Origin of the sequence: Streptomyces albireticuli, from assembly GCF_002192455.1 — a bacterium.
Classification (GTDB): Bacteria; Actinomycetota; Actinomycetes; order Streptomycetales; family Streptomycetaceae; genus Streptomyces; species Streptomyces albireticuli_B.
The window spans coordinates 6,714,516-6,739,868 of record NZ_CP021744.1 but is presented as its reverse complement, the minus strand read 5'-3'; the positions used below and the strand labels follow the sequence as shown (position 1 = coordinate 6,739,868).

Sequence of the window (25,353 nt, the reverse complement as noted above, 5' to 3'; positions counted from 1 at the left end):
CCCCCACGGCGCGGACACCGCTGTCCGCGCCTGAGCCGCACGGCCGGAGCCGAGACCGCGCGGTGGTGTCATGAGCCGCCGGGCACACGTGTGCCGCGGCGTCGGGAGGCACCCTCAGCCTCTCGACCGCCCAGCCATATAGTGCGCCATGCCCGAAGGTCTTGCTGGCTCGATGGCCAGGAGCCACGCGGCGGTTCTCGGCAGTCTGGCCGGATTCTGCCGGGCCGCCGGCGGACCCCCCGCGACCCCCGCGCCCCGGGGGCACGACGGGCATCCGCGGGGTGACCTGTAGCGACATTGGTGTACACCGTTGCCGGACCCGTACGCTCCTCCCGGAACCACAGGGGTCACTCGAAGAACGGGGCGTCCGGAGATCGGCCTGATGAAGGCTGTCCGGCTTGCCTGTTGCATCCGGCAATCAGCGGATACTTCCGCCCACCCGTCGGACGGGGTCCGCGCGCCTTCGCCGGACGTTCCGGGGCCCGGCACGCAACCGGAACCAACTCACCCCCCTCTAAGTAAGGTTGCCCTCCAATTCGCCGCCGGGGCGCGCCCGGAGAGGAGCGGGCGATTCTGCTGAGAGCATGCAGCGCTTCCGCCCGCCCCTGACGGGAGGGCAGGGTGTGCGGCATGAGGCTATTGATTCTGGGCGGGACCGAATTCGTGGGATACGCCGTCACCGAGGCGGCGCTGGCACGCGGCTGGGAGGTGACGGTCTTCCACCGCGGCCACCACGCCGCCCCCGCGGGCGTCACGGCGCTGCACGGCGACCGCACGGCGGCGGACGGGCTCACGGCCCTGGCGACGGGCGAGTGGGACGCCGTCGTCGACACCTGGTCGGGCGCGCCGACCGCGGTCCGGGACGCGGCACGGGCACTGGCCGGGCGGGCGGGGCGGTACGCGTACGTGTCGAGCGGCTCGGTCTACGCCTACCCGAGCCCCGCCGGGCACGACGAGAGCCACCCGGTGGTGGACGGCTCGCCCGACGCGGGGGCGGTGGAGTACGCGCGGGACAAGCGCGGCGGGGAGCTGGCCGCGACCGCGGCCTTCGGGGAGGACGGGGCGCTGCTGGTCCGGGCGGGGCTGATCCTCGGCCCCCGCGAGAACATCGGCCGGCTGCCGTGGTGGCTGAACCGGATCGCGCGCGGTGGCCCGGTGCTCGCCCCCGGCCCGCGCGACCTGGGACTTCAGTACATCGACGCCCGCGACCTCGCCGAGTGGACCCTGGACGCCGTCGCGCGCGGCCTGGCCGGCCCGTACAACCTGATCAGCCCGCCCGGCCACACCACGACGGGCGAGCTCCTGGAGGCCTGCGTGCGCGCCACCGGCTCCGACGCGGAGCTGCGCTGGACGGACCCGGAGCCGATCCTCGCGGCGGGTGTCCGCCCGTGGACGGACCTCCCGGTCTGGGTCCCCCGGGGCGAGCTCTACGACACGCTGCACCAGGGGGCGGTGGACAAGGCCCTGGCGAGCGGCCTGCGGTGCCGCCCCGCCGCGGAGACGGTGGCGGACACCTGGTCCTGGCTGACGGCCCTCGGCGGCCGGGCCCCGCAGCGCCCGGACCGCCCGGCGCTGGGCCTGGACCCGCGGGTGGAGGAGGAGCTCCTGGGGGTGCCGGTACGGGGGTAGCGCGCGTCCGCCGCCCCGGAGCCCGGGCCGGGACTCCGGGGCGGCACCCGGAAACGGAGGACAAAGCTCCATAAGCCCCGTCACTCCGGCGCGAGCCGTCACGCGCCCTGCTGGGAGAGGTGCCGCCACCCCCATAATGGGGGCCGCGCCGGGTCGGCCCGACATATGTCAGGGTCATGCCGACCGGGTGCGTACGTACGAGCAGGTGACACCCGAACCATGGGGGCGTGCATGAGCGCTGAGCTGAACCAGGACGAGCGAGAGGGCCACGGGGCCGGGGCGGTGGCGGGCGGCACCCGACGGCGCCGGGGCCGCCGGGCGGTGGTGGCCGCGGTGCTCGCGCTGGCGGCCGCGCTGCTGGTGCCGCCCGCGGCGGCGGAGAGCCCGGCCCGGCCCGCCGCGGTCGCCGTGGCGGCCGCGAGCGCCACGGACGCGGCCTCGGTGCCGGCGGCCTCCGACGCCGGGTCGGCCGCCGACACCTCGCACCGCTACCAGGCCGACAAGGACCGCAAGTCCACGGTCGCCAAGCCGAAGAAAAAGAAGAAGAAGGGCTTCTTCAAGAAGCTCGGCGTGGTGATGATCGTGGTCCTGATCCTGCTGGTCGTGGTGGCGATCGTGGTGATCGCGCTGATCGTCCACTTCGTGCGGAAGGCCTTCAGGCGCCGGCGGTCCTGACCCCGGCGGCCCGGGCCCCCGCGGCGGTCAGCCGCTCTTGCGCCGGAAGGAGCGCTGACCGCCCGCCTTGCCGTGGGTGCCGTGGATCTTGGACCCGTCGCTGTTCCGGCCGTTGCCGGCGGCGTCGGCCGCCTGGCCGCGCTTGCGCTCCAGGGCCTCCCGGAACTTGCGCTTCACATCGTTCTCGGTGTCGTCCCCGGCCGCGTCCTGCGGCGTGTCCTGGGGCGCTGTACTGTCCGTCATCGAAACCTCCTGGTCATGGCGGGCGTCGCCAAAGCTTCGCACGGGCGCCCGCCCATCGGTAGTCCGGCCGGAATCCGGCCCGACCGCATGTCAGGTCACCGTCATGTCCCCGTCGGGGACGTCCTGGACCGTCACCCGGGCGCGCGGCTGGTCCAGCCCGCCGGCCACGGCCCGCGCGATCCCCTCGGGGTCCGGCGCCGTGGGGTAGGGCACGGCCTCGCCGTCCCCGTAGGCCTCGATCGCCTTGGTGAAATAGCCGGGGTGCCAGGCGCCGACCGCGCCCCGGACCTCCACGGCCCGCACCGCCCGGTTCCCCACCCGGCCCTTGAGCGCCGCGAGGATCCCGTCCGAGCGGTACTCGCCGGGCACCTGGAACAGGCTGGCGTGGGCGCCGACCTTGCCGCCGCCGGCCAGCCGGACGGTCACGGTCAGGCAGCTGGTCACGCTCGGGTAGAGGATCGGGGCGCCCGGACGGGCCTCCGCCACCTGCCCCTCGGTGATCCGCACGACGGCAGTGGCACCGCTCGGGACGGCGGCCGCGGGCCGGGGGCGGGCCTCCGCCACCGCACCGGCCACGGGTATCGAGGTGAGCACCACGGGCAGCAGCGCTCCGGACAGCGCCACGGATACGATCTTCGCTCTCATCGCACGATCTTCGCACTCACCCGGCGCTCAGCCGGCCTGCGGGGCTTCGGGTCCGAAGCGGCTGCGGACGGCGGTCTGCACCTCCGCCTCCTCGGCCGGATCGGCGGCGAGCCTGCGCAGCTGCTCCACGACCCGGGCGTCGGCCGTGGTGGCGTGATGCGCCGCGAGCTCCCGGGTGGTCTCCTCGCAGTCCCACAGGCACTCGACGGCGAAGCCCCTGGCGAACGACGGATCCGTGGCCGCGAGGGCGCGGGCCGTGCGGCCGCGCAGCTGCGAGGAGGTCGTTTCGCGGTAGACGTGGCGCAGCACGGGCGCGGCACAGCCGATGGCCAGCCGCCCGGCCCCCTGGACGAGGTCCCACAGCACGGGCGCGTCGGGCCCCTCCGCGCGCACGGTCCGGCGCAGGGCGCCGAGGACGAGCGCCGAGTCGTACTGCGCGCCCCGGCAGGCCAGCATCCCGGCCGCGGCGGCGCCGAGCGCGTCACCGCGGTGGATCCAGGCGCGGGCCCGCTCCAGGGCGGCCGTGCTGCGCATCCGCTCGAAGGCCGTGACGGCGGCCTCCGCGACCAGCGCCGACGGGTCGGCGGCGGCGCCCTCGATGAGGTCGAGCGCCTGCGGGTCGTGGTGCTCGGCGAGATAGCGCAGGGCGGTCGCCCGCGCGGCCTCGGGGCCCTGGGCGGCGGCCTGGATGATCTCCAGCCGGTCCTCGGGGCCGGCGACGGCGGTCAGGCAGCGGGTCGCGGGGACGTGGCGCAGCTGGGTGGGGTGGAGGTCGAGGCCCTGCTGTGCCCAGTCCAGGACCTCCCGCACGCTCCAGCCCGGCCGGGGGCCGGAGGGACGGAGCTGGCGCTGCCAGCGGTCGAAGGACCCCTGTTCCTGTGCGGCACGCACCCGGCCCGCGGTCGCGGGCGAGAGCTGTTCGTCGGCCCACAGCCGCCAGGGACGGGGCTCGAAGGCGTCGCGGACGGACGCGGCGAGGTCGCGCTCGCCCTCGGGTGTCGCGGGGAACCGGGCGAGGACGCTCGCGCCGAGGGCGAGGAGGCCCGCGTCGTCGTCGCGCAGGGCGAGCTCGTCCAGGGCCCATGCCCAGTTCGTGCCGGAGACCGCGTAGCGGCGCAGGAGCAGCAGGGCGTCCGCACGCCCGTAGGAGGCGAGGTGGCCGAGGACGGCGAGGGCGAGGCCCGTGCGCTCCTCGCCCGTGTCCAGGACGTCGTCCGCGTGGAAGAGGTGTTCGGCGATCTCGCCGAGCCCGGCGTCGAGGTCCAGACACAGGCGTGCGTAATAGAGCGAGCGGTTCTCGACCTGCCAGTCCCGCCTGGGGTCGCGCAGCACGCAGTGGTGCAGCGCCGCGAGCGCCTCCGCCCGCGGCGCCGCGAGGGCATACAGGGTCCCGTCGCCGCGGCCTCGCTGGAGGAGGCCGAGCAGGGTGCCGCTGGGCGCTATGTCTGGATCGAACATGGGGTCAGCATCCGGTGCGGGGAGTCGGCTGGCAACGGGATTTCCGTCGTCCGGCATTCTTGCCGGTGTCCATCGGGGCTATGCCTGGTGAACAGGGGGAACTCCGGATCCTCCAAGCGCCCGCAGCCTACCTGGAGCGAAGCATTCCGCCGAGCTGCGCCCGAAATGCCCCCTCGCTTCCCTTCTTCTCCCCCTCTCGCCCCCGCTCGCCTCCTTCTGCCCCACTCGCCCCCTCGCTCGCCTCCCCGCGGTCTTCCCGCCCCCTCGCCCTCCTCGGCTCCCCCGGCCGCGCACCCCCGCATGCCGGCCAAGGCGCGCACAGCCCCGCTCTCCCCCGGGCACGGCCTTCACTCCCGCACCTCCGTCCCCTCCCGTTCCAGGACCCGGTCCGGCACCGCCCGGCAGCCCCTCCCCGCCCGTCCCGACCGCCCGGTGCCGCCCTTGACGCCTCACCTCCACGGTGCTCACGGAATGCCTCTGGCATGTGCCTACGACACCACCGGATCGGGTGTTGCCAAACCACTTACGAGCCCTCGCTCCCTGTGCAACAGTCGTTACCGGCCCATTCCCCGGACCCAGGAGCCGGCCGCGCCGCGCCGGTATCGGAGTACGACATGCCGTCCCCCCTGCACGCGGACCGCCCCGCCGCTCGACCATCCGAGCCCGGCACGGTCGACGCGCTCATCTCCCAGACCCGAAGGCTGCGCGGTGGCGTCGACGCCGTGCGCCGCGGGACGGTGAGGGAAGAGCTGTCCGAGGATCCGCAGCTGCGCTGGCAGCGCGCCCTGTGCGACCTCGCCGTGCACCACCTCGACAACCTCGGCGAGCACCTGGACCAGCTCCGCGCCGGACTGCCGGAGCTCACCGGCGCCGAGGAGGCCCCGGGCTCCCCGGCCGCGCTCCCGCTCGTGCCTCCGCTCGCCCAGCCCGCCGACGCCCCGCTCGGCCGGGCCGGCAGCGCCGAGTGGAACCTCCTCAACGACGAGGCCACCTGGTCCAGCGAGCTCTTCGAGCTCTTCGGCCGCCGCCCCGAGGACGGCGCCCTGACGCTCGACGAGCTCCCGTCCTGGCTCCTGGAGGAGGACCGCGGCCTGCTGACCGCGATGGTCACCGACTGCCTGGTGGACGGCAAGCCGATCGACGGGGAGTTCCGGATCGTCCGCGGCGACGGCTCCCCGCGCACCGTCCACATGATGGGCGAGCCCGTGCTCGACGCCGACGGCGCCACGGCCTCCATGTGGGCCGTCTTACGCGACGTCAGCGAGGAGCGCCGGAGCCGCCGGGCGGTGCACGAGACCGGGGACTCGCTCCAGCGCCACCGCGAGATCGCCCGGACCGAGCGCCGCCTCGCCGTCGAGCTCCAGGAAGCCGTGCTGCCACCGTGGCGCGGCTCCCTGCGCTTCCCGCAGACCGCCGAGGCCGAAGGCGCCCGGGGCGCCCTCGACCTCGCCGCGCACTATCTCCCCTCCTCCAGCAACGCCCTCATCGGCGGTGACTGGTTCGATGCCCTCCAGCTGCCCGACGGGCGGACGCTGCTGAGCGTCGGCGGCCTCACCGGCCACGGTGTGACCGCCACCTCCACCATGGCCATGCTGCTCGGCGCGCTGCGCGGGATGGCCGTCACGGGCGCCGAGCCGGGCCCGCTGATGGGCTGGCTCAACCACCTCCTCGACGCCTCCGCCCAGCCCGCCCTCGGCAGCGCCGTCTGCTGCCGCTACGACCCCACGACCCGCGTCCTCAGCTGGTCCCAGGCCGGCCACCCCGCCCCCCTGCTCTTCCGGAGCGGAAGGGGACGGGCGCTCCAGCCGCCCGAGGGCGTGCTGCTCGGGGCGGTCCCCGACGTCACCTACGCCCAGGCCGAGGAGCAGCTGGAGCCGGGCGATCTGCTCCTCCTGCACACCGAGGGCCTGGTCCCGCACAGCGCGGAGCCGGGCATCGACACGGACCTGGAGCGGCTGCTGAGCCACGCAGCGCGGTTCGCCGCGGCGAGGAGCGCCCAGGAGTGCGTGCGGACCGTGCTGGAGGAGTTCGGCGGCAAGGACCGTGAGGACGACGCCTGCGTGCTGGTCGCCCGCGTCCCCTCGTAGGGATCACGGCTCGTAGGAGCCTTCGTGGGAACCGCGGCCGCCTGGACCGGGGGCGTCGGGGACCACGGGGGCTCATGGAGCCTTCGGTCCCGTGAAGCCTTCGGAGCACGGGCATGCCGTCGTAGCGCGACGGGAACCACAGCGACGGGAACCACATGGGCGAGCGCCCCTGGGACCCGGGAGAGCCTTTCCGGGCCCTCACACCTTCGCGCTCCCGCCTCTGGCCGCGCCGCCCTTCCCCTGCGGTGCCTTGGGCAGCGCCCGCTGGATCTCCTGGCGGAGATCCTCGATCCGGGCGAAGCCCGCGTACTTCCCCGTGAGCCGGTACATCTCGCGCAGCCGGTCCCAGGTCCGGTGCGAGGAGGTCTCGCCGATCGAGACCAGCGCCAGCCGGGCGTAGGTGTCCGCCTGCTCGGGGTCGTTGCTGATGAAGCACGCCGAGGCCATGGAGATGTAGTCGAAGATCTTCGACCGGAGGGTCTCGACCCCGCGCAGCTCCAGCGCCTCCTTCGCGTGCCGCTGGGCGATGGCCGCGGCCGCGGGGTCGTGCTCCGCGAGGGTGCGGTAGGCGAGCGCCTGCATCCCGTGGAGTTCCATCTCGTCGAACTTCTGCATCCAGCTGGGCGCCGGCACATCGCCACGGTCCGAGACGAACAGCTCCTCGGCCTCGCCGAGGGTGCGCCGCATCGCCTGGCCGCGCCCCATCGACGCCTGTGCCCAGGCCTCGATCGTGCACAGCATGGCGCGGGTGCGGGGCAGGGCCTCGCTGCCGGCGCCGGACTTGGCGAGCTTCATCAGGTCGAGCGCGTCGTCCGGACGGCCCAGGTGGACCATCTGGCGGGCGGCGCGGGAGAGCGCCTCGCCCGCCCGTGGGCGGTCGCCGCCCTCGCGGGCCGCGTGGGCGGCGATGACGAAGTACTTCTGCGCCGTGGGCTCCAGGCCCACGTCGTGGGACATCCAGCCGGCGAGCACCGCGAGGTTGGCGGCGACCCCCCAGAGCCTGCGCTGGAGATGCTCGGGGTGGTGGTAGGCGAGCATGCCGCCCACCTCGTTGAGCTGGCCGACGACGGCCTTGCGCTGGAGGCCGCCGCCGCGGGCGGCGTCCCAGGCGCGGAAGACCTCGACCGAGCGTTCGAGTGCGTCGATCTCCGTGGAGCCCACCGGCGCCGCCTCGTAGCGGTCGAGGCCGGCGGGGTCGGCGTGTGCGGTGTCCATCCGCAGGTCGTCGAAACGGGGGGCGTCGGAGGCGAGAACCGGATCGGAGTGCAGCCAGTCGTGCATCGCGCTGCTGAGTGCTGAGCCTGCGGCGAGCGCGGCGCCCGCGCCCACCAAGCCGCGTCGGTTGAGCATGAGGTCCATTCCCGTGAATTCGGTGAGGACCGCGGCGGTCCGCTCGGGCGGCCAGGGCAGTCCGTCCGCGGACTGCCCCTTACCCGCGCGCCCTCGCCGGCCGAACCCGAGGTCCTCGATGGTCACGACACGACCGAGTCGCTCGGTGAAGAGGGCTGCCAGCACCTTGGGCACGGGATCACGCGGGGATTCCCCCATGTCGATCCAACGCCGTACCCGCGAGGTGTCGGTCGCCAGCTGCGGATGGCCCATGACCGCCGCCTGCCGGTTCACCAGTCTCGCGAGTTCGCCCTTGGACCAGCCGGCCAGGCCGAACAGATCCGCTAGGCGGGTGTTGGGTTCCCTTGTCACGTCAAGCCCCCAGGTTCTCGGCTGACTTGAAGGTAGCGGGCGCTCAGGGGCCAGGCGAGTATTCGCCAGGGTTCGCCAGGGTGCGCCAGATGGTGTGCCACCCGCAGGTGGGTGTCATGTAGGAACGCGCCACCCCGGCCACCCGGCTGCCGGACCGCATTCCCCAGGGTGCTCCTCGGCCCGGGGACCGGGGAGCGTCGCATTCGTCGGCACACGAAGGGATCTGTTCCGCACATGTATGCAGCCTCGTCCTCCGTGTCCGCCCCGCCCCGGCAGCTCCGTCCGCAGCACGCCGGCGGCGGGCCGTACCTCGACCCCTCCCACGCCGCGGGAGCTGCCTTCGGAAGCGGACGGGCCCGGCGGTCCCCGGGGCTCGGCGGCCAACCGCTCAGCGGGAGAATCGACTTGTCCGGCCCCCAGGGCGCCCAGCTGCGGACGGCTATCGCCGCCGTGCACCGCATCTGCCCGGAGTTCAACCCCGTCCAGGTGCTGCGGCGGAGCGGACGCTCGGTCCTGCTGGTCGGTTCCACCGGTCGCTCCACAGCCGTGGCCAAGTGTTTACTGGATCACTCCCCCGCCTGGGCCGAGCGGTCCCGCCACGAAATAGCTACATACCGGGCGTTCGTCCGGCACCGCCCTCCGGTGCGCGTGCCCAGGCTGATCGCCGCGGATCCCGACAACTGCACGCTGGTCATCGAGCGGATGCCGGGCCGCCCGGCCGCCACCCAGCGCCACCCGGCCGACTCGCCGCCCCGCGCGGACGTCCGGGCGGCGCTCGGAGCGGTCTGCCGGGTGAACCTCTGGCGGCCCCCGGTCGGCATGTTCGACATGCCGCTCGACTACGGCAAGCGCATCGCCCGCTACCACGAGCTGGGCCTGCTCACCGACCGCGACCTGGGCGACCTCCAGAAGCTGCTGCACGGCCTGGCCCATGTCCAGGGGCAGTTCTGCCACGGTGACGCGCTGCTCTCCAACATCCTCCTCTCCCCCGCCGGTCCGGTGCTGGTCGACTGGGACCAGGCCGGCTGGTACCTCCCGGGTTACGACCTGGCCACCCTCTGGACCGTCCTCGGCGACGCCCCCGGCGCCCGCCGCCAGATCAGCCAGTACGCCCAGCAGGCCGGCCCCGCCTCACGTGACGCCTTTCTGGTGAATCTGATGCTCGTCCTCACCCGCGAGATCCGTACGTACGAGACGGCGGTACAGCGCGCCATGCACGACCCCGCGCCCACGGCACCCGGGGCCGCCGAGTCCGGCGAGGAGCAGCGGCTCCTGCTGCGCCGGCTGCACGACGACTGCGCGCTCGCCAGGCGTGCCGTCCGGGCCGCGGTGGGCACCCGCTGACCGGGCCGACCCCACGCCGAGGCGCCGCGCACTCCCGCGCGGCGCCTCGGCGTTCACCGTTTCGGCCCAATGGGCCACCGTGAAGCGGACGCCCGCGCGGAGTAGTCTCCGGGCACGGGCATTGACATGCGCAGCATCGGCGACACCAGCATGATTGACGGATCGTCATCCAGCGACTACCTCTGGTACGTCCGGTACCGCACGCCCCGCACGCGCGCCCACCGTTCCGACGCAGCTCTTCCCCGACCGTCCCCAGCGCGTGGCACATCCGTCCCGAGGAGGCCGCATTGCGAGGATCCGCTTCCGCACCCCGGACCACCGCTTCCCCGTCCCTGCGAAGACGCCGCCCGCTCCGTGCGGCGGGCGTCGTGGCCTCGGCGGCCCTGCTGCTGCCCCTGGTCGCCACTGCCCCGACGGCCACGGCCGGACAGCCGGCCGACGGCGCCCTGCTCCAGGCGTTCACCGCGGCCTCCGCGAAGTACCACGTCCCGCGGAGCGTGCTGCTGGGCGTCTCCTATCTCCAGTCCCGCTGGGACTCCCACGGTGGCGCGCCCAGCGTCACCGGCGGCTACGGCCCGATGCACCTCACCGACGCCGCCACGGCCCTGGCCGCGGCCCCGCACCACGGTGACGGCCGTGAGGATCCCCGGGGCGACGGCGCCCGGCCGCTCCCGGCCGCCCGTTCCGCCCGGGGCGCGGCGCCCGTGCCGGCCGAGCTCCCGGCGCGGCTGCGCACCCTGGAGCGGGCCGCGAAGCTCTCCGGGCTGTCCGCCGGGGCTCTGCGCCGGGATCCCGCGGCGAACGTCCAGGGTGGCGCGGCGCTGCTCGCCGACGGCCAGCGGCGGCTGGGCCTGCCGCTGAGCGCCGACCCCGCCGACTGGTACGGCGCGGTGGCGGGCTATCCGGGCGCCGGTGACTCCGCCACGGCGGCCACCTTCGCCAAGGACGTCTTCGAGGTGATCCGTTCGGGTGAGCGGCGCACCACCGACGCGGGTCAGCGGGTGGCGCTCCCCGCGAGCCCCCGGCTGGAGGTCCGCCCGGAGCAGGTGCGGCGGCTGGGCCTGCCGGTCTCCCAGGAGGACGGCGTCGAGTGCCCCACCACGGTGGCGTGCGAGTCCATCCCAGCGCCGTACCAGCAGCTGGAGGGCGCCGACTACGGCAATCACGATCTGGGCAACCGTCCCGCGTCGCAGAAGGCGGACTTCATCGTCATCCATGACACGGAGGGGTCGTGGGAGACCACGATCAAGCTGGTCAAGGACCCGGCGTACGTCTCCTGGAACTACACCATCCGCTCGGTGGACGGCCATATCGCCCAGCACGTGCCCACGAAGGACGTCGCCTGGCACGCGGGCAACTGGTACGTGAACGCCAAGTCGGTCGGCATCGAGCACGAGGGCTTCCTGGCCCAGCCCGACGCCTGGTACACGGAGGAGATGTACCGGACGTCCGCGCGCCTGGTGGCCCATCTGGCGCGGAAGCTGGACATCCCGCTGGACCGGCAGCACATCCTCGGCCATGACAACGTCCCGGGCACCACCCCGGGGACCATCCGTGGCATGCACACCGACCCGGGCCCGTACTGGGACTGGGCGCACTACTTCGAGCTGATCGGCAAGCCGCTGCGGCCCACGGGCGGCGTGTTCGGCGGCATGGTCACCATCCGTCCGGACTACGACAAGCACAAGCCCGCCTACACCGGCTGCGCGGAGCCGGGCAAGGCGTGTGCCGCGCACGGCTCGGGCGCGGTGCGGCTGCACACGGCGCCGAGGGAGAATTCCCCGCTGGTGAAGGACATCGGCCTGCGCCCGGACGGCGGCGAGTCGACGACGGATGTCAACGACACGGGTGCCCGCGCCTCCACGGGTCAGCAGTTCGCGGTCGCCGACCGGCGCGGGGACTGGACGGCCATCTGGTACCTGGGGCAGAAGGCGTGGTTCCACAACCCCTGGTGGCGGCCGGCCGCCGTCAACGCCTTCGGTTCGGTCGTCACCCCCAAGGAGGGCGCCGCGGACGTTCCGGTCTACGGACGCGCCTATCCGGAGCAGGCGGCGTATCCGCCGGAGGTGCCGGTGCAGGCGGTGACCCCGCTGCCGTACAAACTTCTGGCGGGGCAGGAGTACGCCCTGGGACAGCGGTTGACGAGCGAGTATCTGTGGGCGAAGACGTTCGACCCCGCGGGTCACAGGCTGGTCCGGGGCAAGGACGTCTATTACGAGATCCAGTTCGGCCACCGGGTGGCCTTCGTGAAGGCCGCCGATGTGACCGTGCGCCCGTCGAACCAGTAGGCGCCCCGGCGGACGGCGGGGCCTGGACGTGCGAGGAGCCCGGTACGGCGGTCCGTACCGGGCTCCGGGGTGTGCGAGCGGGGGTCAGGCCTGCTGGAACATCTCGGCGGGCAGCGGCTTGAGGAGCTGGTAGAGCTCGTCGGTGATGGGCCGGTCCCAGCTGGCGATGGTGACGAGGACGCCATCGCTGCGGTCGAACTGGGTGCAGGAGATGCGGCCCTCGGAGCACTTCACACGCCGCACGATCAGCAGGTTGTCCTCGTGCATGACCGGGATGTCCTCGGTCTCCAGGACGTGGACGGGCTCCTCGTTGCCGAGCGCGGCGAGGAGCTGGGTCACCTCGAAGGGCACCTGGCCCTCGCCCACCTCGCGCGCGGGGGATCCTTCGGGCAGATTGCCGATGATCATCGCCGGGCCGCGCCCGCCGAAGAGGTCATAGCGGAGGAAGACGCCCTGGCAGCTGCCATCGGGCGCGGGCAGCAGCCCGGCTCCCAGGTCACCCGGCCAGTCCCCCGGGTCCATGGCGAGGACGTCGAAGTCCGGCCCGGTGGGCGTGGCTGCGCTGCGGCGGCGGAGGAACGACATGCCCACATCGTACGTGCCCGGCGCCGTCGCGTGACCCCGGGGAGAGTCGTGGTGCGGCGGCCGGTCAGGCCTTCTCGCGCAGGGTCTCCAGGTGGTGGTGGAGCAGCCGGCGGAGCTCGTCCGGAGGGTAGGCCTCGGGCTGGAGCACGGCCTGGAAGGTGAGCCCCTCGACCAGGGCGGTCAGCCGGCGGGCCTCGGTGGCGACGTCGAGTCCGGCGGGCAGGCCGCCGGACTCCCGGCCGCCGCGGAGGACGTGCTCCATCAGGAGGAGCGTGTTCCCGTGCAGCTCCAGGGCGCAGGGGCGCAGTCCGGGGCGGACCCGGGAGGCGGTGGCGAGGGCGATCCAGAGGACGGCCTCCTCGTGCCGGGTGTCGTCCAGCGGGAGGAACTCCTCCAGCAGTTCCTCGGCGCGGGCCCGTCGCCCCCCGCCGGACCCGGGGGCGCGGAGGTGGTCGACGTGCGCGCGGACGCGCTGGTCGACGCGGTCCACCAGGTGCCGCATGGCGAAGACGACCAGTTCGTCGTGGTCACCGAAGTAGTGCCGGACCGAGCCGATGGCCAGGCCCGCCTCCTCGGCGACGTTGCGGAGCGAGGCGGCTTCCAGGCCGCTCCTGGCCACGACCCGGAGGACGGCCTCGGCGACGGCCCTGCGGCGGGCCCGCGGATCGACGATCTTCGGCATGTTGTCGTTATAGCACGATCGAGCTACCATCCGATTTGGCATAGACGTGCTAAATAGGGGGTCCGAGGAAAGTGAACGGCTGGGTGCTGGCGGCGGTGATCGCCGTGGTGCTGATCGTGGTGGTGGTCAAGCGTCTGAGGGGAGAGCCCGTCAACGCCCGCGACCTGCTGGCTCCGCCGCTGATCCTCATCGGCATCGGCGTGGCGTCGGTGGTCAAGGCCGAGGACGTCACGGGGGCGGACCTGGGGTGGCTGATCCCCGGCGCCGTCCTGGGCGTGGCACTCGGCGCGGCGCGCGGCGCCACGATCGAGGTCTTCGAGCGCGGCGGGGTGCTCTGGCAGCGCTACACCGGCAAGTCCTTCGCGGTGGCGGCGGGTTCGCTGGTGCTGATGGCGGGCTTCGGCTTCCTCGCGGCCCGGGCGGGGACGCACGCGAGCGCCCGCCCGGTCCAGCTGAACATCGGGGTCAGCTTCCTCGGCGAGGCCCTGGTGGTCGCCGCCCGGGGCCTGTCGAGCAAAGTACCCTTCGCCCCGGAGCGGCGGCGGCGCTGAGCCCGCCCGGACGCGGCTTGTGGGGGCGCTTGTCCGGGCGGGGCCGACGGCCCGCGAACCGCCGCGCCCCGCACGCTACCAGCGGAATCCGGCACCGGAATTCCGCTCCGGCGATCCGATGGAGCAAATGAGTGAATGCCCGAAACTTCTGCAAATGGGGTCGAGTTACTCAGGTCGCTTCCCTGAGAGGGGCGCTAATCGATCGAAAGGCACAGACGTGCTCAAGAAGGTACTCGCCACGGCCGCCATGACGGCTTCGGCCGTCGGCACCATCGCCGGCCCCGCGATGGCGATCGGCAACGACAGTGACGTCGCCAACGGCAACGCTTCGAAGACCGGTTACGGCAACACCAAGACCGGCGGTGAGCAGAGCCCGCAGATGAGCCTGATCCAGGGCACGCTCAACAAGCCGTGCCTCGGCATCGGCAAGATCGGTATCCAGTCGCTGATCGCACTGATCAACATCGGCGTCCAGGACGTGCCGATCCTCACCTCGCAGCAGCAGCAGCAGTGCACCGACAACTCGACGATCGACGACGGCGACGACCCGCTGTCGCACATCCTCGACGAGATCCCGGTCATCTCGGGCAACGGCTCGGGCAACCGCGGCAGCGGCGGTCACGGCGGCCAGTTCGGCCACGGTGGAGGCTTCGGCCACCACGGCTTCGGCCACCACGACGGGGGCCACGGGCACGACGGCGGCCACGGCGGCTTCGGCCACCACGACGGCGGTCACGGCCACTGACGGTCGGCTCGCGCCGGATCCACAGAATTTCCCCCTTCCTCGGGAGCACGGGCCCCGAGGAAGGGGGATTCCTGCGTTTCCGGGTGCGAAGAGCCGCGAAAAGAAGGGGTCCACGTTTGCGCCCGGGCCACCAGCGAACGGGCCCCCGCCCGCTGCGGGCGGCCCCGGCCGGGCGCCCCGTCCAGGCCCGGGTACCCGGCCGGTACCGGGCACCTACCGGCCGGTACGCCGGTTCCACGCGCGGTCGTATACGATGACGAGGTGACCATGCTCGTGAAACGCCGCCACGTGGACCTCCTCCGCGTCACGAGCATGTCCTGTCGCCGCTTCGGCTGACCCTCTCCCGCCGGGCCCCCTTCTTCGGGCCGAGGCCTGTTTTCTCCTTATCTTCCCGCCGTTTCCCGGTCACCCGTCTGTCCTGTCGCATACCCTGCTCCGACAGACGGCCGCCCGGCGCATCGCCGTACGGAACCGGGCCTTCACAGCTGTGGACACCCTCATGAGCAACCAGCTTCCCGTCCTCGATCTCTCCGCCGCCGACGGTGACCCCGACGCCCGTGCACGCTTCCGTCATGACCTCCACTCCGCCGCCCGTGACGTGGGCTTCTTCCACTTGACCGGCCACGGCGTCACCGAGGCCGAGACCGAAGACCTGATGCGCACGCTCCGCGCCTTCTTCGCGCTGCCGGAGGCCGAGCGGCTGGCCGTGAGCAACCTCAACTCGCCCCACTTCCGCGGCTACACCCGCATAGGCGACGAGCGCACGGGCGGCAGCCGCGACTGGCGCGACCAGCTCGACATCGGCGCCGAGCGCGCGCCGCACGTGCCCGGCCCGGACGAGCCCGGCTACTGGTGGCTGGAGGGCCCGAACCAGTGGCCGGACTCCCTCCCGGAGCTGCGGACGGCCGCCCTGCACTGGATCGACCGGCTGAGCTCGGTCGCCGAGCGCCTGCTGCACGAGCTGCTCGCCGCGATCGGCGCCCCGGCCGACTTCTACGACGACGCGTTCGCCGACCGCCCGCACCTGCACCTGAAGCTGGTCCGCTACCCCGGCAGCGCCCCCGACGGCGCCGCCCAGGGCGTGGGCGCCCACAAGGACTACGGCTTCCTGACGCTGCTGCTCCAGGACGAGGTGGGCGGCCTCCAGGTGGAGGGGCCGGACGGGGAGTTCCTGGACGTGGCGAAGGTGCCCGGCGCGTTCGTGATCAACCTCGGTGAGCTGCTGGAGGTGGCCACCAACGGCTATCTGAAGGCCACCAACCACCGGGTCGTGAGCCCGCCCGGCAACCGGGAGCGCTACTCCGTGCCGTTCTTCTACAACCCCCGGCTGGACGCCCGCATCGAGCCCGTGCCGTTCGCGCACGCGGACCAGGCGCCGGGCGTCACGCAGGACTCCACGAACCCGCTGTTCGCGGAGTACGGCCGCAATGAGATCAAGGGGTGGCTGCGGGCGCACCCCCAGGTCGCCCGCCGCTACCACGCGGAGCTGCTGACCGAGGGCGTGGCGGCGCGCTGAACCCCCGGGGCCCCGCCCCGGACTTCGCTCCTCGGGCGCTGGGCGGGCCGGAATCCGCCGGCCCGCCCAGCGCCCGAGGACATCCGCTACGTCAGGTCGAACTCCCCTTCGCGCGCCCCGAGTACGAACGCCCGCCACTCCGCCGGTGTGAAGACCAGCGCCGGACGGTCCGGCCGGCGTCCGTGCCGCATCGCGATGAAGCCTTCGACGAAGGCGATCTGGACGTCGCCGAGCCCCTGCGTCCCGGACTGCCAGGCGGCGTTCGCGAGGTCGAGGTCGGGCGTCAGCTCGCCCGCCGGTCGTTCAGTCGTGCTCTCCGCCACGTCCGTAGCTCCTCCCGGTCGTCGTCCCGGCCCACCCTAGCGAGCACGGCCGGAGCCGGACAGGCCGCGTCACACACCGTCAGGAGGTGGGCGGCCGGCTTCCCACCAGCCACATGGAGAAGAACTGCGCCCCTCCCCCGTAGGCGTGGCCGAGGGCCTTCGCGGCGCCCTCGACCTGGTGCGCACCGGCCCTGCCGCGCACCTGGAGGGCGGCCTCGGCGAAGCGGATCAGGCCGGAGGCGCCGATCGGGTTGGTGGACAGGACCCCGCCCGAGGGGTTGACGGGCAGCTCGCCGCCGAGCGCGGTGGCACCGGACGCGGTGAGCTTCCAGCCCTCCCCCTCGACGGCGAAGCCGAGGTTCTCCAGCCACATCGGCTCGTACCAGCTGAACGGGACGTACAGCTCGGCGGTGTCGATCTCGCGGCGGGGGTCGGTGATCCCGGCCTGGCGGTAGACCTCGGCCGCGCAGTCCCGGCCCGCGCGGGGCGAGACGAAGTCCTTGCCGGCGAAGAGCGTCGGCTCGCTGCGCATGGCGCCGCCGTGCACCCAGGCGGGCGGGTGCGGGGAACGGGCCGCGCCCGCGCGGTCGGTGAGGACCAGCGCGCAGGCGCCGTCGGAGGACGGGCAGGTCTCGGAGTAGCGGATCGGGTCCCAGAGCATGGGTGAGGCCCGGACCTTCTCCAGGGTGAGGCCGTGCTCGTGGAGGTGGGCGTAGGGGTTCTTCAGGGCGTTGCCGCGGTCCTTGTGGGCGACGAGGACGCCGGTGTCCGCGGGGGCCCCGGTGCGGCGGATGTACGCGCGGACGTGCGGGGCGAAGAAGCCCCCGGCGCCGGCCAGCAGGGGCTGCTGGAAGGGGACGGGCAGGGACAGCCCCCACATGGCGTTGGACTCGGACTGCTTCTCGAAGGCGAGGGCCAGCACGGTCCGCTGGACGCGGGCGGCGACGAGGTTCGCGGCGACGAGCGCGGTGGAGCCGCCCACGGATCCCGCGGTGTGCACCCGCAGGACCGGTTTGCCCGATGCGCCGAGGGCGTCGGCGAGGTACAGCTCGGGCATCATCACGCCCTCGAAGAAGTCGGGCGCCTTGCCGAGGACGACGGCGTCCACGTCGGCCCAGGTGAGCTCCGCGTCGTCGAGCGCCCGGCGGGCGGCCTCGCGGACGAGGCCGGGCAGGGAGACGTCGCGACGGGCGGCGGCGTGGTGGGTCTGGCCGATCCCGACGACGGCCACGGGTTCCTTGCCGCTCATGACCTCGGCCCCCTTTCCTGCCTTGCCGGCCTTTCCGGCCCTTCCAGCACGGCGACGAGGTTCTGCTGGAGGCACGGCCCCGAGGTCGCGTGCGCCAGGGCGCGGTCGGATTCGCCCCGGTGGACGCGGGCGGCCGCCTCGCCGAGCCGGATCAGTCCGGCGGCCATGACGGGGTTGGCCGCCAGGGGCCCTCCGGAGGGGTTGACGACCACACCGTCGTCCAGCCGCAGCGCCTTGCGCAGGACCACCTCCTGGGAGGTGAAGGGCGCGTGGAGTTCGGCCGTGTCGACGGGGGCGTCGAAGGCGCCGGCGCGCTCGGCGGCGAGGCGGGTGGAGACGGAGTCCGTGAGGTCCCGTACGCCGAGCGCGTGGGGTTCGACGCGGTGGTCCATGCCGCGGATCCAGGCGGGCCGGGCGCGCATGCGGCGGGCGGTGTCGCCGGCGGCGAGGACGACGGCGGCGGCGCCGTCGCCGACGGGCGGGCAGTCGCCGGCGCGCAGCGGCCGTACGACGTAGTCGCCCGCCGGTACGGGGCCGCTGAGCGGCGCGTACGGGTTGGCCTCGGCGGCGGTGCGGCTGCGGGCGGCGATGCGGGCGAGGGCGTCCTCGTCGGTCTCGCCCGCGTCGATGAGCGCCTGCGCCTGGAGGGCGGCGAGGGCGACGGGGTCCGGCCACAGCGGTGCGGTGCAGTAGGGGTCCAGCTGGCGGGTGAGGACGTCGCGGAGGTCGCCGGAGGAGGAGGTGCCGTGGGCGTAGACGAGAGCGGTGTCGGCCTCGCCGGTGAGGATCTTCACCCAGGCCTCGTGGAGCGCCCAGGCCCCGTCCATCTCCACGTGGGACTCGGCGACGGGCGGCCAGGCGCCGACGGTGTCGAGGGTCATGGTGAAGGAGAAGGGCCGGCCGGCGAGGTAGTCGCTCGATCCGGAGCAGGTGAAGTCGGCCTCGCCCGGGCGCAGTCCGGCCTGGTCGAGGGCCTCGCTCAGGACGGGCAGCAGCATCTCGGCCTCGGAGAGCTCCGGGGTGGCGCGGCGGTGCCGGGTCTGCGCGAAGGCGACGATCGCGACCTCGCGGGCGGCGGCCGGGCCGGGCCGCGACGGCCCGGTCACAGCAGCTCCTTGTAGGTGTCGTAGGCGGCGTCGGGCTCGCCGGTGGGGCGGTAGTGGTCGGGGTGGCGGGCGCCCTCGGTCCAGACGGGCTCGACGCGCAGTCCCATGCGCACCTGGTCGCAGGGGATGCCGGCGATGCGGCCGTGGAGGGCGAGGCCGGCGCCGTCCAGGGCGATGTGGGCGTAGACGTACGGCACGTCGAGGGCCGCGTTCCCGGCGTTCCTCGCCTTGATGTTGACGACGCAGAAGGTGGTGACGGTGCCGCGGGGGCCGACCTCGACCTGTTCGCGGGTGGCGACGGCGCAGGTGGGGCAGGCGCCGCGGGGCGGCACGTAGACCTTGCGGCAGGACGGGCAGCGTTCGCCGGTGATCCTGCGCTCGGCGAGGGCGTCGAGGTGGCGGCCGAGGGCGCGGCCGGGGGTGTAGGTGTAGTCGAGGCGGGCGGGTGCGGTGAGGGTGGTGACGGGGTCGGTGAAGACGCCGTCGTGCGGGACGGGTGGGCCCGCGGGTGGAGCGGTGCCGGGCGGGCAGGGTTCGAAGCAGGCGATGTCGGTGATCGCTCCGGTGCGCCGCGGGGCCCAGCGGACGCGGACGCGCAGGCCGGTGCGTACGGCGTCGGGGCCGGGGGCGTCGAGGGCGTGCAGGAGGGCGGTGTCGGCGCCGTCGAGGCGGACGAGGACCCAGGCGAAGGGGGTGGCCAGGGGCTGGCCGCGGCGTGGTGCGGGGTTCCAGGCCCAGGTGGTGACGGTGCCGGTGGCGGCGGTGCGGACGAGTGCGTGGAGCTCCTCGCCGGTGTCGGGGTCGTATTCGGCGGGTGGTACGAGGACGCGGCCGTCGTGGGTGCGGATGCCGAGGACGACGCGCTCGCGCAGACCGGTGAGGAAGGCGCTCAGCACCGGGCCGAGGGAGCGGGTGAAGGGGAATTCGACCACCAGGGGGGCGGTGAGGACGTCCGGCACGGCGGGTCTCTCCCTCGGTCAGGCGCGGCGGAAGACGGGCGGGCGCTTCTCGGCGAAGGCGCGGGCGCCCTCCTGGGCGTCGGCGGTGCGGAAGAGGGGCATGCCGCGTTCGAGTTCGAGGGCGAGGCCCTCGGCCTCGGTGAGGCCGGCGGTGTCGTAGGCGCAGGCCTTGACGGCCTCGACGGCGAGGGGGCCGTTGGCGTTGATGAGCGCGGCGGTCTCCAGGGCGTGGTCGAGGGCGGTGCCGTCGGGGACGACGTGGCCGACGAGGCCGATGCGCTCGGCCTCGCGTGCGGTGTACGGGCGGCCGGTGAGCAGCATTTCGAGGGCGTGGGTGCGGGGGATCTGGCGGGTGAGGCGGACGGTGGAGCCGCCGACGGGGAAGAGGCCGCGCCGCACCTCGAAGAGGCCGAAGACGGCACTCTCGGCGGCGAAGCGGAGGTCGGTGCCCTGGAGGAGCTCGGTGCCGCCGGCGACGCAGGGGCCCTCGACGGCGGCGATGACGGGCTTGCGGGGCCGGTGGTGGCGGAGCATGGCCTTCCAGTGCAGGTCGGGGTCGGCGGTGAACCGTTCCCGGTAGGGGTCGTCGGCCGCCGGGCGGCCGTCGCCGGTCCGGGGCGCGGCCAGGGACTTGAGGTCCATGCCGGAGCAGAAGGCGCCGCCGGCGCCGGTGAGCACGATCGAGCGGATCGCGTCGTCCTCGTCGGCCTCGGCCCAGCCGTCGTGGAGGCCGACGAGCATGGGGAGCGAGAGGGCGTTCCTGGCCTCCGGCCGGTCGAGGGTGAGCACGAGTGTGGCGCCGGCGCGCTCCACGGTGAGGTGTTCGGTGCCGCCCATGGGGTCCTCCTGTCGTCGGACCCCAACAGGGTGCAGGAGGCGCGGAGGGGGTTCAATAGCTTCCCGGCAGTTTTCTGATTGGTCGTCAGTTTTCTTGCGCGCAGGGCCTTCCCACCTCCACGGGGCGGCGCTCTAATGTCCGCCGTGGACTACAACCTCGCGGATCTGTTCGAGTCCGTCGTCGACACCGTGCCCGGCCGGGAGGCCCTGGTCCACCTCGACCACCCGGGCGACGGCACCGAGCGCAGGCTGACCTACGCCGGGCTGGACGAGGCGGCCAACCGGCTGGCGCACCACCTCCGCGACAGCGGCGTACGGCCCGGCGACCACGTCGGGCTGCACCTCTACAACGGCGTCCCCTACCTCCAGACGCTGTGGGCCTGCCTGAAGATCCGCGCGGTGCCGGTGAACGTCAACTACCGCTATGTGGCGGGCGAGCTGGCCTATCTCTACCGGGACGCGGACCTGACGGCGCTGGTCTTCGACGGCGCGTTCACGGAGCGGGTGGCCGAGGCCCTGCCGGCGGCGCCCACGCTGCGCCGTCTCATACGGGTCGGCGCGCCTCCCGAGGGGGCGCGCGAGCCCGCCGTCGCGCCCGTGCCGTTCGCGGAGGCCGAGGCGTCCGGGGCGCCCGGGCGCGACTTCGGGCCGCGCTCCGGCGACGACCGGTTCGTCATCTACACCGGTGGCACCACCGGCATGCCGAAGGGTGTGCTGTGGCGGCAGGAGGACCTGTTCTTCGCCGGGCTCGGCGGGGGCGCCCCGACGGGTGAGCCGGTGAAACGGCCGGCGGAGCTGGCCGAGCGGGTGGCGGCCGGCGGCGAGGGGCTCGTCTTCCTCCCCGCGGCGCCGCTGATGCACGGCACCTCCACACTGACGGCGCTGATCGCCTTCGGCTTCGGCCAGAAGGTCGTGCTGCACCGCAAGTTCGTGCCCGGCGAGGTGCTGCGCACCGTCGCGAAGGAGCGGGTCACGAGCGTCTCGCTGGTCGGTGACGCGATGCTGCGGCCGCTGGTCGACGCGCTGGCGGGGCCGCTGCGGGGCACGGACTGCTCGTCGCTGCTCACCGTGAGCAGTTCGGGGGCCGTCCTCTCGGACACCGTGCGGGAGGAGTTCGCGGCGGTGCTGCCCGGCGTGGCGCTGCTGAACAACTTCGGGTCCTCGGAGTCCGGTTTCAACGGCACCGCCACCGAGGACCGCGGCCGGGGGTTCCGGCTGCGCGTCAACGACCGTACGACCGTGGTCGACCCGGTCACCCACGTGCCCGTCCCGCCCGGCACGCCCGGCCGTGTGGCCCAGCGCGGCCATGTCCCCCTCGGCTACCACAACGACCCCGGGAAGACCGCCGAGACCTTCTTCCGGCTGGGCGGCGAGCGGTGGGTGCTGCTCGGGGACATGGCGACGGTCGACGCCGACGGCGTCGTCACGGTCCTCGGCCGGGGCTCGCAGTGCATCAACACCGGCGGCGAGAAGGTGTACCCGGAGGAGGTCGAACAGGCCCTCAAGGCCCACCCCGGCGTCTACGACGCCCTGGTCGCGGGCGTCCCCGACCCGCACTGGGGCCAGCGCGTGACCGCCGTCGTCCAGCCCCGCGAGGGAGCCGCTCCCCCGCACCCGGACGACCTCCGGGCCCACTGCCGCACCCGCCTCGCGGGCTACAAGGTCCCGCGCGCCGTCGTCTACACGGACCGCATCCGCCGTTCCCCGAGCGGCAAGGCGGACTACCGCTGGGCGCGGGCGGTGGCGGCGGGCGAGCTCTGACGCGCGCCCGCTCCGCGATCCCGGGCCCGGCACCCCACCTCTTGACGTGCGGCTCCTCCTGCTGGTTACGTGGCGGTCAGGAAACTACCGAATGATCGGTCGGGGCTGGGTGGTGGCGATGACGGGGAGCGGCGCGCTGCTGGACACGGCGGAGCGGATGTCCGGCGCGGAGCTGGCCGCGCTCCAGCTGGAGCGGCTGCGGGCGACGCTGCGGCACGTCTACGAGAACGTGGGCTTCCACCGGCGGGCGTTCGACGCCGCCGGGGTGCGGCCGGAGGACTGCCGTTCGCTCGGCGATCTCGGCCGGTTCCCCTTCACCACCAAGGCGGATCTGCGCGACCACTACCCGTTCGGGATGTTCGCCGTGCCCGAGGGGCGGGTGCGCCGGATCCACGCCTCCAGCGGCACCACGGGGACCCCCACCGTCGTCGGCTACACCGAGCGCGACCTCGGCGTCTGGGCGGACGTCGTCGCCCGGTCCCTGCGGGCCGCGGGGGCCCGGCCGGGGCACAAGGTGCACGTGGCCTACGGGTACGGCCTGTTCACCGGGGGCCTGGGCGCGCACTACGGCGCCGAGCGGCTGGGCTGCACGGTGATCCCCGCCTCCGGCGGCATGACCGCGCGCCAGGTCCGGATCATCCAGGACTTCCGGCCCGAGGTCATCATGGTGACGCCCAGCTACATGCTCACGCTGCTCGACGAGTTCGAGCGGCAGGGCGTCGACCCCCGCTCCACCTCGCTGCGCGTGGGCGTCTTCGGCGCCGAGCCGTGGACGGACGGGATGCGCCGCGAGATCGAGGAGCGCTTCGCGCTGGACGCCGTCGACATATACGGGCTCTCCGAGGTCATGGGGCCCGGCGTGGCACAGGAGTGCGTGGAGACCAAGGACGGGCCGCACATCTGGGAGGACCACTTCTACCCCGAGGTCGTCGACCCCCTCACCGGCGAGGTGCTGCCCGACGGCGGCCACGGCGAGCTGGTCCTCACCTCGCTCACCAAGGAGGCCATGCCCGTCGTCCGCTACCGCACCCGCGACCTCACCCGGCTGCTGCCCGGCACCGCGCGCCCCGCCTTCCGGCGGATGGAGAAGGTCACCGGCCGCAGCGACGACATGATCATCCTGCGGGGCGTCAACCTCTTCCCCGCGCAGATCGAGGAGGCCGTGCTGGGCATCCCCGGCGTCGCGCCCCACTTCCAGCTGCGGCTGACCCGCGAGGGCCGCATGGACCGCCTGACCGTACGGGCCGAGGCGCGCCCGGGGGCGACCTCCGCGCAGCGGGCGGCGGCCGCCGGGGAGCTGGTGCGGCGGGTGAAGGACGGCATCGGGGTGTCGGTGGACGTCGAGATCGTCGATCCGGAGACGCTGGAGCGGTCGGTGGGCAAGATCAAGCGGATCGTCGACCTCCGGGAGAAGGGCGGGGCGTGAGGGGTTCCCGATGCCGGGGGCCGGCCCTTACGTTCCGTAGCGTTCCCTCAGCTCCCGCTTGAGGATCTTGCCGCTCGCGTTCCGCGGCAGCTCCTCCGCGAACAGCACCCTCTTCGGCGCCTTGAAGTGGGCGAGCCGCTCCCGCGCGTGGGCCAGCAGCTCCTCCTCCGTCACCGGCCCCCGCGCCACGACGACGGCCGTGACGGCCTCGATCCAGCGCGCGTCGGGCAGCCCGATCACGGCCGCCTCCACGACCGCCGGATGGGTGTACAGGGCGTCCTCGACCTCACGGGAGGCGACCAGCACTCCCCCGGAGTTGATGACGTCCTTGATCCTGTCCACGACGGTGAGGTAGCCCTCGGCGTCGCGGACGGCCATGTCACCCGAGTGGAACCAGCCGCCCCGGAACGCCTCCTCGGTCTCCTCCGGGTCGTTCCAGTATCCGTCGCACAACTGCGGTGAACGGTAGACCACTTCACCCGGCGTGCCGTCCGGCACCTCCCGCCCCTCCTCGTCCACGACCCCGGCCTCCACGAAGAACACCGGCCGCCCGCACGACGCGGGCCGCTCCGCGTGCTCCTCGGGGCGCAGCACGGTGGTCAGCGGTCCCGTCTCGCTCTGTCCGAAGCAGTTGTAGAAGGCGAGGCCGGGCAGCCGGGACCGCAGCCGTTCCAGGACCGGCACGGGCATGACCGACGCCCCGTAGTACGCCTTGCGCAGCCCGGAGAGGTCGCGGGTGGCGAAGCCGGGGTGGCCGGCCATGTCGATCCAGACGGTGGGCGGGGCGAAGAGGCTGTCCACGCCGTCCTTCTCGATCAGTTCGAGGAGGCGGCCCGGGTCCGGCGCGTCGATGACGAGGTTCTCCGCGCCGACCGCCAGGTAGGGCAGCAGGAAGACGTGCGTCTGCGCCGAGTGGTACAGCGGCAGGGCGTGGACCGGCCGGTCGCCCGGCTTGAGGTCGAGGGCCGTGACGGCGCTGGCGTACGCGTGCACGAAGGCGCGGTGCGTCATCATCGCGCCCTTGGGCAGCGCGGTGGTGCCGGAGGTGTAAAGGAGCTGTACGAGCCCGTCCGCGCCGGGTCCGCCGGCGGGAAGGCTCGCCTCTCCGGGATGCCCGGCGAGCCGTTCCAGCAGCGAGCCGGTGGCGTCCCGGAGCGGCAGGGTGCGGACGCCGGCGGGCAGGTGGCGCTCCAGGAACGGGTCGGTGAGGACCAGGGAGCTGCCGGACTGTTCGAGGATGTGGCGCAGACCGGCGCCGGTGAGGCGGTGGTTGACGGGGACGTGCACGAGCCCCGCGCGGGCGCAGCCGAGGAAGCCGATCAGGTAGGCGTCGGAGTTGTGGCCGTAGGCGGCGACGCGGTCGCCGGGCACGAGCCCGTCGTCCAGCAGCGCGCAGGCGGCACCCGTCACCGCCTCGTCGAGCTCCCGGTACGTCCAGGAGCGCTCCCCGTACCGCAGCGCCGTCCGTCGCGGCACGCGCGCGGCCGTACGCCGCAGGATGCCGTCCACCGTGCTGTCGCGGACTCCGGTCATGACCGGATCC

General features: G+C 73.7%; 23 protein-coding genes. 11 read left to right on the top strand and 12 right to left on the bottom strand.

What is annotated here, in order from left to right; all coding sequences use genetic code 11:
- Nucleotides 1-630: 630 nt before the first annotated feature.
- Complete coding sequence (locus SMD11_RS29190; protein ID WP_087929287.1) at nt 631-1,629, top strand: NAD-dependent epimerase/dehydratase family protein; 999 nt, start codon at nt 631-633, stop codon at nt 1,627-1,629.
- 231 nt (nt 1,630-1,860) lie between these two features.
- The gene (locus SMD11_RS29185) at nt 1,861-2,304 is read left to right on the top strand and encodes a hypothetical protein (protein WP_087929286.1); all 444 of its coding nucleotides are present in this window, start codon (nt 1,861-1,863) and stop codon (nt 2,302-2,304) included.
- A gap of 27 nt (nt 2,305-2,331) precedes the next feature.
- Here SMD11_RS29185 and SMD11_RS29180 read toward each other — a convergent pair whose 3' ends face one another.
- The 3 genes from SMD11_RS29180 to SMD11_RS29170 all read right to left on the bottom strand — a co-directional run bounded on the left by SMD11_RS29180 (nt 2,332) and on the right by SMD11_RS29170 (nt 4,650).
- Complete coding sequence (locus SMD11_RS29180; RefSeq protein ID WP_087929285.1) at nt 2,332-2,547, bottom strand: DUF5302 domain-containing protein; 216 nt, start codon at nt 2,545-2,547, stop codon at nt 2,332-2,334.
- A 90-nt stretch (nt 2,548-2,637) separates the two neighbouring features.
- Nucleotides 2,638-3,192, bottom strand: a complete 555-nt coding sequence (locus tag SMD11_RS29175) for a hypothetical protein (RefSeq protein ID WP_087929284.1) — start codon at nt 3,190-3,192, stop codon at nt 2,638-2,640.
- 27 nt (nt 3,193-3,219) lie between these two features.
- Complete coding sequence (locus tag SMD11_RS29170; RefSeq protein ID WP_087929283.1) at nt 3,220-4,650, bottom strand: HEAT repeat domain-containing protein; 1,431 nt, start codon at nt 4,648-4,650, stop codon at nt 3,220-3,222.
- A 614-nt stretch (nt 4,651-5,264) separates the two neighbouring features.
- Between SMD11_RS29170 and SMD11_RS29165 the strand changes: the two genes are divergently transcribed.
- The gene (locus tag SMD11_RS29165) at nt 5,265-6,737 is read left to right on the top strand and encodes a PP2C family protein-serine/threonine phosphatase (RefSeq protein WP_087929282.1); all 1,473 of its coding nucleotides are present in this window, start codon (nt 5,265-5,267) and stop codon (nt 6,735-6,737) included.
- A 198-nt stretch (nt 6,738-6,935) separates the two neighbouring features.
- Here SMD11_RS29165 and SMD11_RS29160 read toward each other — a convergent pair whose 3' ends face one another.
- Nucleotides 6,936-8,438, bottom strand: coding sequence for a hypothetical protein (locus tag SMD11_RS29160; protein WP_087929281.1), 1,503 nt, complete (start codon nt 8,436-8,438; stop codon nt 6,936-6,938).
- 234 nt (nt 8,439-8,672) lie between these two features.
- Between SMD11_RS29160 and SMD11_RS29155 the strand changes: the two genes are divergently transcribed.
- Together SMD11_RS29155 and SMD11_RS29150 are read left to right on the top strand one after the other, a co-directional pair.
- Nucleotides 8,673-9,782 carry an aminoglycoside phosphotransferase family protein gene (locus tag SMD11_RS29155; RefSeq protein WP_087929280.1) on the top strand — a complete coding sequence of 370 codons (1,110 nt, stop codon included), beginning with the start codon at nt 8,673-8,675 and terminating at the stop codon, nt 9,780-9,782.
- 287 nt (nt 9,783-10,069) lie between these two features.
- Nucleotides 10,070-12,070: a peptidoglycan recognition family protein gene (locus SMD11_RS29150; protein ID WP_087929279.1), complete on the top strand. Its 2,001-nt coding sequence runs from the start codon at nt 10,070-10,072 to the stop codon at nt 12,068-12,070.
- An 84-nt stretch (nt 12,071-12,154) separates the two neighbouring features.
- Here SMD11_RS29150 and SMD11_RS29145 read toward each other — a convergent pair whose 3' ends face one another.
- Complete coding sequence (locus SMD11_RS29145) at nt 12,155-12,655, bottom strand: hypothetical protein (RefSeq protein WP_087929278.1); 501 nt, start codon at nt 12,653-12,655, stop codon at nt 12,155-12,157.
- 64 nt (nt 12,656-12,719) lie between these two features.
- The gene (locus tag SMD11_RS29140; RefSeq protein ID WP_087929277.1) at nt 12,720-13,337 is read right to left on the bottom strand and encodes a TetR/AcrR family transcriptional regulator; all 618 of its coding nucleotides are present in this window, start codon (nt 13,335-13,337) and stop codon (nt 12,720-12,722) included.
- Nucleotides 13,338-13,408: 71 nt separating this feature from the next.
- Between SMD11_RS29140 and SMD11_RS29135 the strand changes: the two genes are divergently transcribed.
- The 4 genes from SMD11_RS29135 (at nt 13,409) to SMD11_RS29125 (ending at nt 16,149) form a co-directional block, all read left to right on the top strand.
- Nucleotides 13,409-13,888, top strand: a complete 480-nt coding sequence (locus tag SMD11_RS29135) for a DUF1453 domain-containing protein (protein ID WP_087929276.1) — start codon at nt 13,409-13,411, stop codon at nt 13,886-13,888.
- A gap of 217 nt (nt 13,889-14,105) precedes the next feature.
- A complete protein-coding gene (locus SMD11_RS29130) occupies nt 14,106-14,633 on the top strand; it encodes a rodlin (RefSeq protein ID WP_324614779.1) in 528 nt (175 codons plus the stop codon).
- Between the two features lie 261 nt (nt 14,634-14,894).
- The gene (locus SMD11_RS37380) at nt 14,895-14,969 is read left to right on the top strand and encodes a putative leader peptide (protein WP_418952541.1); all 75 of its coding nucleotides are present in this window, start codon (nt 14,895-14,897) and stop codon (nt 14,967-14,969) included.
- Nucleotides 14,970-15,132: 163 nt separating this feature from the next.
- Nucleotides 15,133-16,149, top strand: a complete 1,017-nt coding sequence (locus SMD11_RS29125; protein WP_087930794.1) for an isopenicillin N synthase family dioxygenase — start codon at nt 15,133-15,135, stop codon at nt 16,147-16,149.
- Nucleotides 16,150-16,235: 86 nt separating this feature from the next.
- Here the strand turns inward: SMD11_RS29125 and SMD11_RS29120 are convergent, their stop codons facing one another.
- From SMD11_RS29120 to SMD11_RS29100, 5 genes are all read right to left on the bottom strand, one after another.
- Nucleotides 16,236-16,472 (bottom strand): DUF397 domain-containing protein, encoded by a 237-nt coding sequence (locus SMD11_RS29120; protein WP_087929275.1) that lies wholly within the window; start codon nt 16,470-16,472, stop codon nt 16,236-16,238.
- 79 nt (nt 16,473-16,551) lie between these two features.
- Complete coding sequence (locus SMD11_RS29115) at nt 16,552-17,721, bottom strand: thiolase domain-containing protein (RefSeq protein ID WP_087929274.1); 1,170 nt, start codon at nt 17,719-17,721, stop codon at nt 16,552-16,554.
- Complete coding sequence (locus tag SMD11_RS29110; protein ID WP_087929273.1) at nt 17,718-18,827, bottom strand: thiolase domain-containing protein; 1,110 nt, start codon at nt 18,825-18,827, stop codon at nt 17,718-17,720. The genes SMD11_RS29115 and SMD11_RS29110 overlap by 4 nt, the downstream gene beginning before the upstream one ends.
- On the bottom strand, nt 18,824-19,786 hold the full coding sequence (locus SMD11_RS29105; RefSeq protein WP_087929272.1) for a Zn-ribbon domain-containing OB-fold protein: 963 nt from the start codon (nt 19,784-19,786) through the stop codon (nt 18,824-18,826). Before SMD11_RS29105 ends, SMD11_RS29110 begins: the two co-directional genes overlap by 4 nt.
- Nucleotides 19,787-19,804: 18 nt before the next feature.
- The gene (locus tag SMD11_RS29100; protein ID WP_087929271.1) at nt 19,805-20,623 is read right to left on the bottom strand and encodes a crotonase/enoyl-CoA hydratase family protein; all 819 of its coding nucleotides are present in this window, start codon (nt 20,621-20,623) and stop codon (nt 19,805-19,807) included.
- Between the two features lie 144 nt (nt 20,624-20,767).
- Here SMD11_RS29100 and SMD11_RS29095 point away from each other — a divergent pair, with 144 nt between their 5' ends.
- Nucleotides 20,768-22,384 carry an acyl-CoA synthetase gene (locus tag SMD11_RS29095; RefSeq protein ID WP_087930793.1) on the top strand — a complete coding sequence of 539 codons (1,617 nt, stop codon included), beginning with the start codon at nt 20,768-20,770 and terminating at the stop codon, nt 22,382-22,384.
- Nucleotides 22,385-22,475: 91 nt separating this feature from the next.
- Nucleotides 22,476-23,810, top strand: a complete 1,335-nt coding sequence (paaK, locus tag SMD11_RS29090) for a phenylacetate--CoA ligase PaaK (protein WP_234366204.1) — start codon at nt 22,476-22,478, stop codon at nt 23,808-23,810.
- A gap of 27 nt (nt 23,811-23,837) precedes the next feature.
- Here the strand turns inward: paaK and SMD11_RS29085 are convergent, their stop codons facing one another.
- Entirely contained in the window at nt 23,838-25,343 is a 1,506-nt protein-coding gene (locus SMD11_RS29085) for a fatty acyl-CoA synthetase (protein ID WP_087929270.1), read from the bottom strand.
- Nucleotides 25,344-25,353 lie beyond the last annotated feature (10 nt).

Excerpts from the sequence above, each read along its gene's own strand:
- SMD11_RS29190 (WP_087929287.1), top strand. The coding sequence starts at position 631 with ATGAGGCTATTGATTCTGGGCGGGACCGAATTCGTGGGATACGCCGTC.
- SMD11_RS29185 (WP_087929286.1), top strand. The coding sequence starts at position 1,861 with ATGAGCGCTGAGCTGAACCAGGACGAGCGAGAGGGCCACGGGGCCGGG.
- SMD11_RS29180 (WP_087929285.1), bottom strand. The coding sequence starts at position 2,547 with ATGACGGACAGTACAGCGCCCCAGGACACGCCGCAGGACGCGGCCGGG.
- SMD11_RS29175 (WP_087929284.1), bottom strand. The coding sequence starts at position 3,192 with ATGAGAGCGAAGATCGTATCCGTGGCGCTGTCCGGAGCGCTGCTGCCC.
- SMD11_RS29170 (WP_087929283.1), bottom strand. The coding sequence starts at position 4,650 with ATGTTCGATCCAGACATAGCGCCCAGCGGCACCCTGCTCGGCCTCCTC.
- SMD11_RS29165 (WP_087929282.1), top strand. The coding sequence starts at position 5,265 with ATGCCGTCCCCCCTGCACGCGGACCGCCCCGCCGCTCGACCATCCGAG.
- SMD11_RS29155 (WP_087929280.1), top strand. The coding sequence starts at position 8,673 with ATGTATGCAGCCTCGTCCTCCGTGTCCGCCCCGCCCCGGCAGCTCCGT.
- SMD11_RS29145 (WP_087929278.1), bottom strand. The coding sequence starts at position 12,655 with ATGTCGTTCCTCCGCCGCCGCAGCGCAGCCACGCCCACCGGGCCGGAC.
- SMD11_RS29140 (WP_087929277.1), bottom strand. The coding sequence starts at position 13,337 with ATGCCGAAGATCGTCGATCCGCGGGCCCGCCGCAGGGCCGTCGCCGAG.
- SMD11_RS29125 (WP_087930794.1), top strand. The coding sequence starts at position 15,133 with ATGAGCAACCAGCTTCCCGTCCTCGATCTCTCCGCCGCCGACGGTGAC.
- SMD11_RS29115 (WP_087929274.1), bottom strand. The coding sequence starts at position 17,721 with ATGAGCGGCAAGGAACCCGTGGCCGTCGTCGGGATCGGCCAGACCCAC.
- SMD11_RS29100 (WP_087929271.1), bottom strand. The coding sequence starts at position 20,623 with ATGGGCGGCACCGAACACCTCACCGTGGAGCGCGCCGGCGCCACACTC.
- paaK (WP_234366204.1), top strand. The coding sequence starts at position 22,476 with ATGATCGGTCGGGGCTGGGTGGTGGCGATGACGGGGAGCGGCGCGCTG.
- SMD11_RS29085 (WP_087929270.1), bottom strand. The coding sequence starts at position 25,343 with ATGACCGGAGTCCGCGACAGCACGGTGGACGGCATCCTGCGGCGTACG.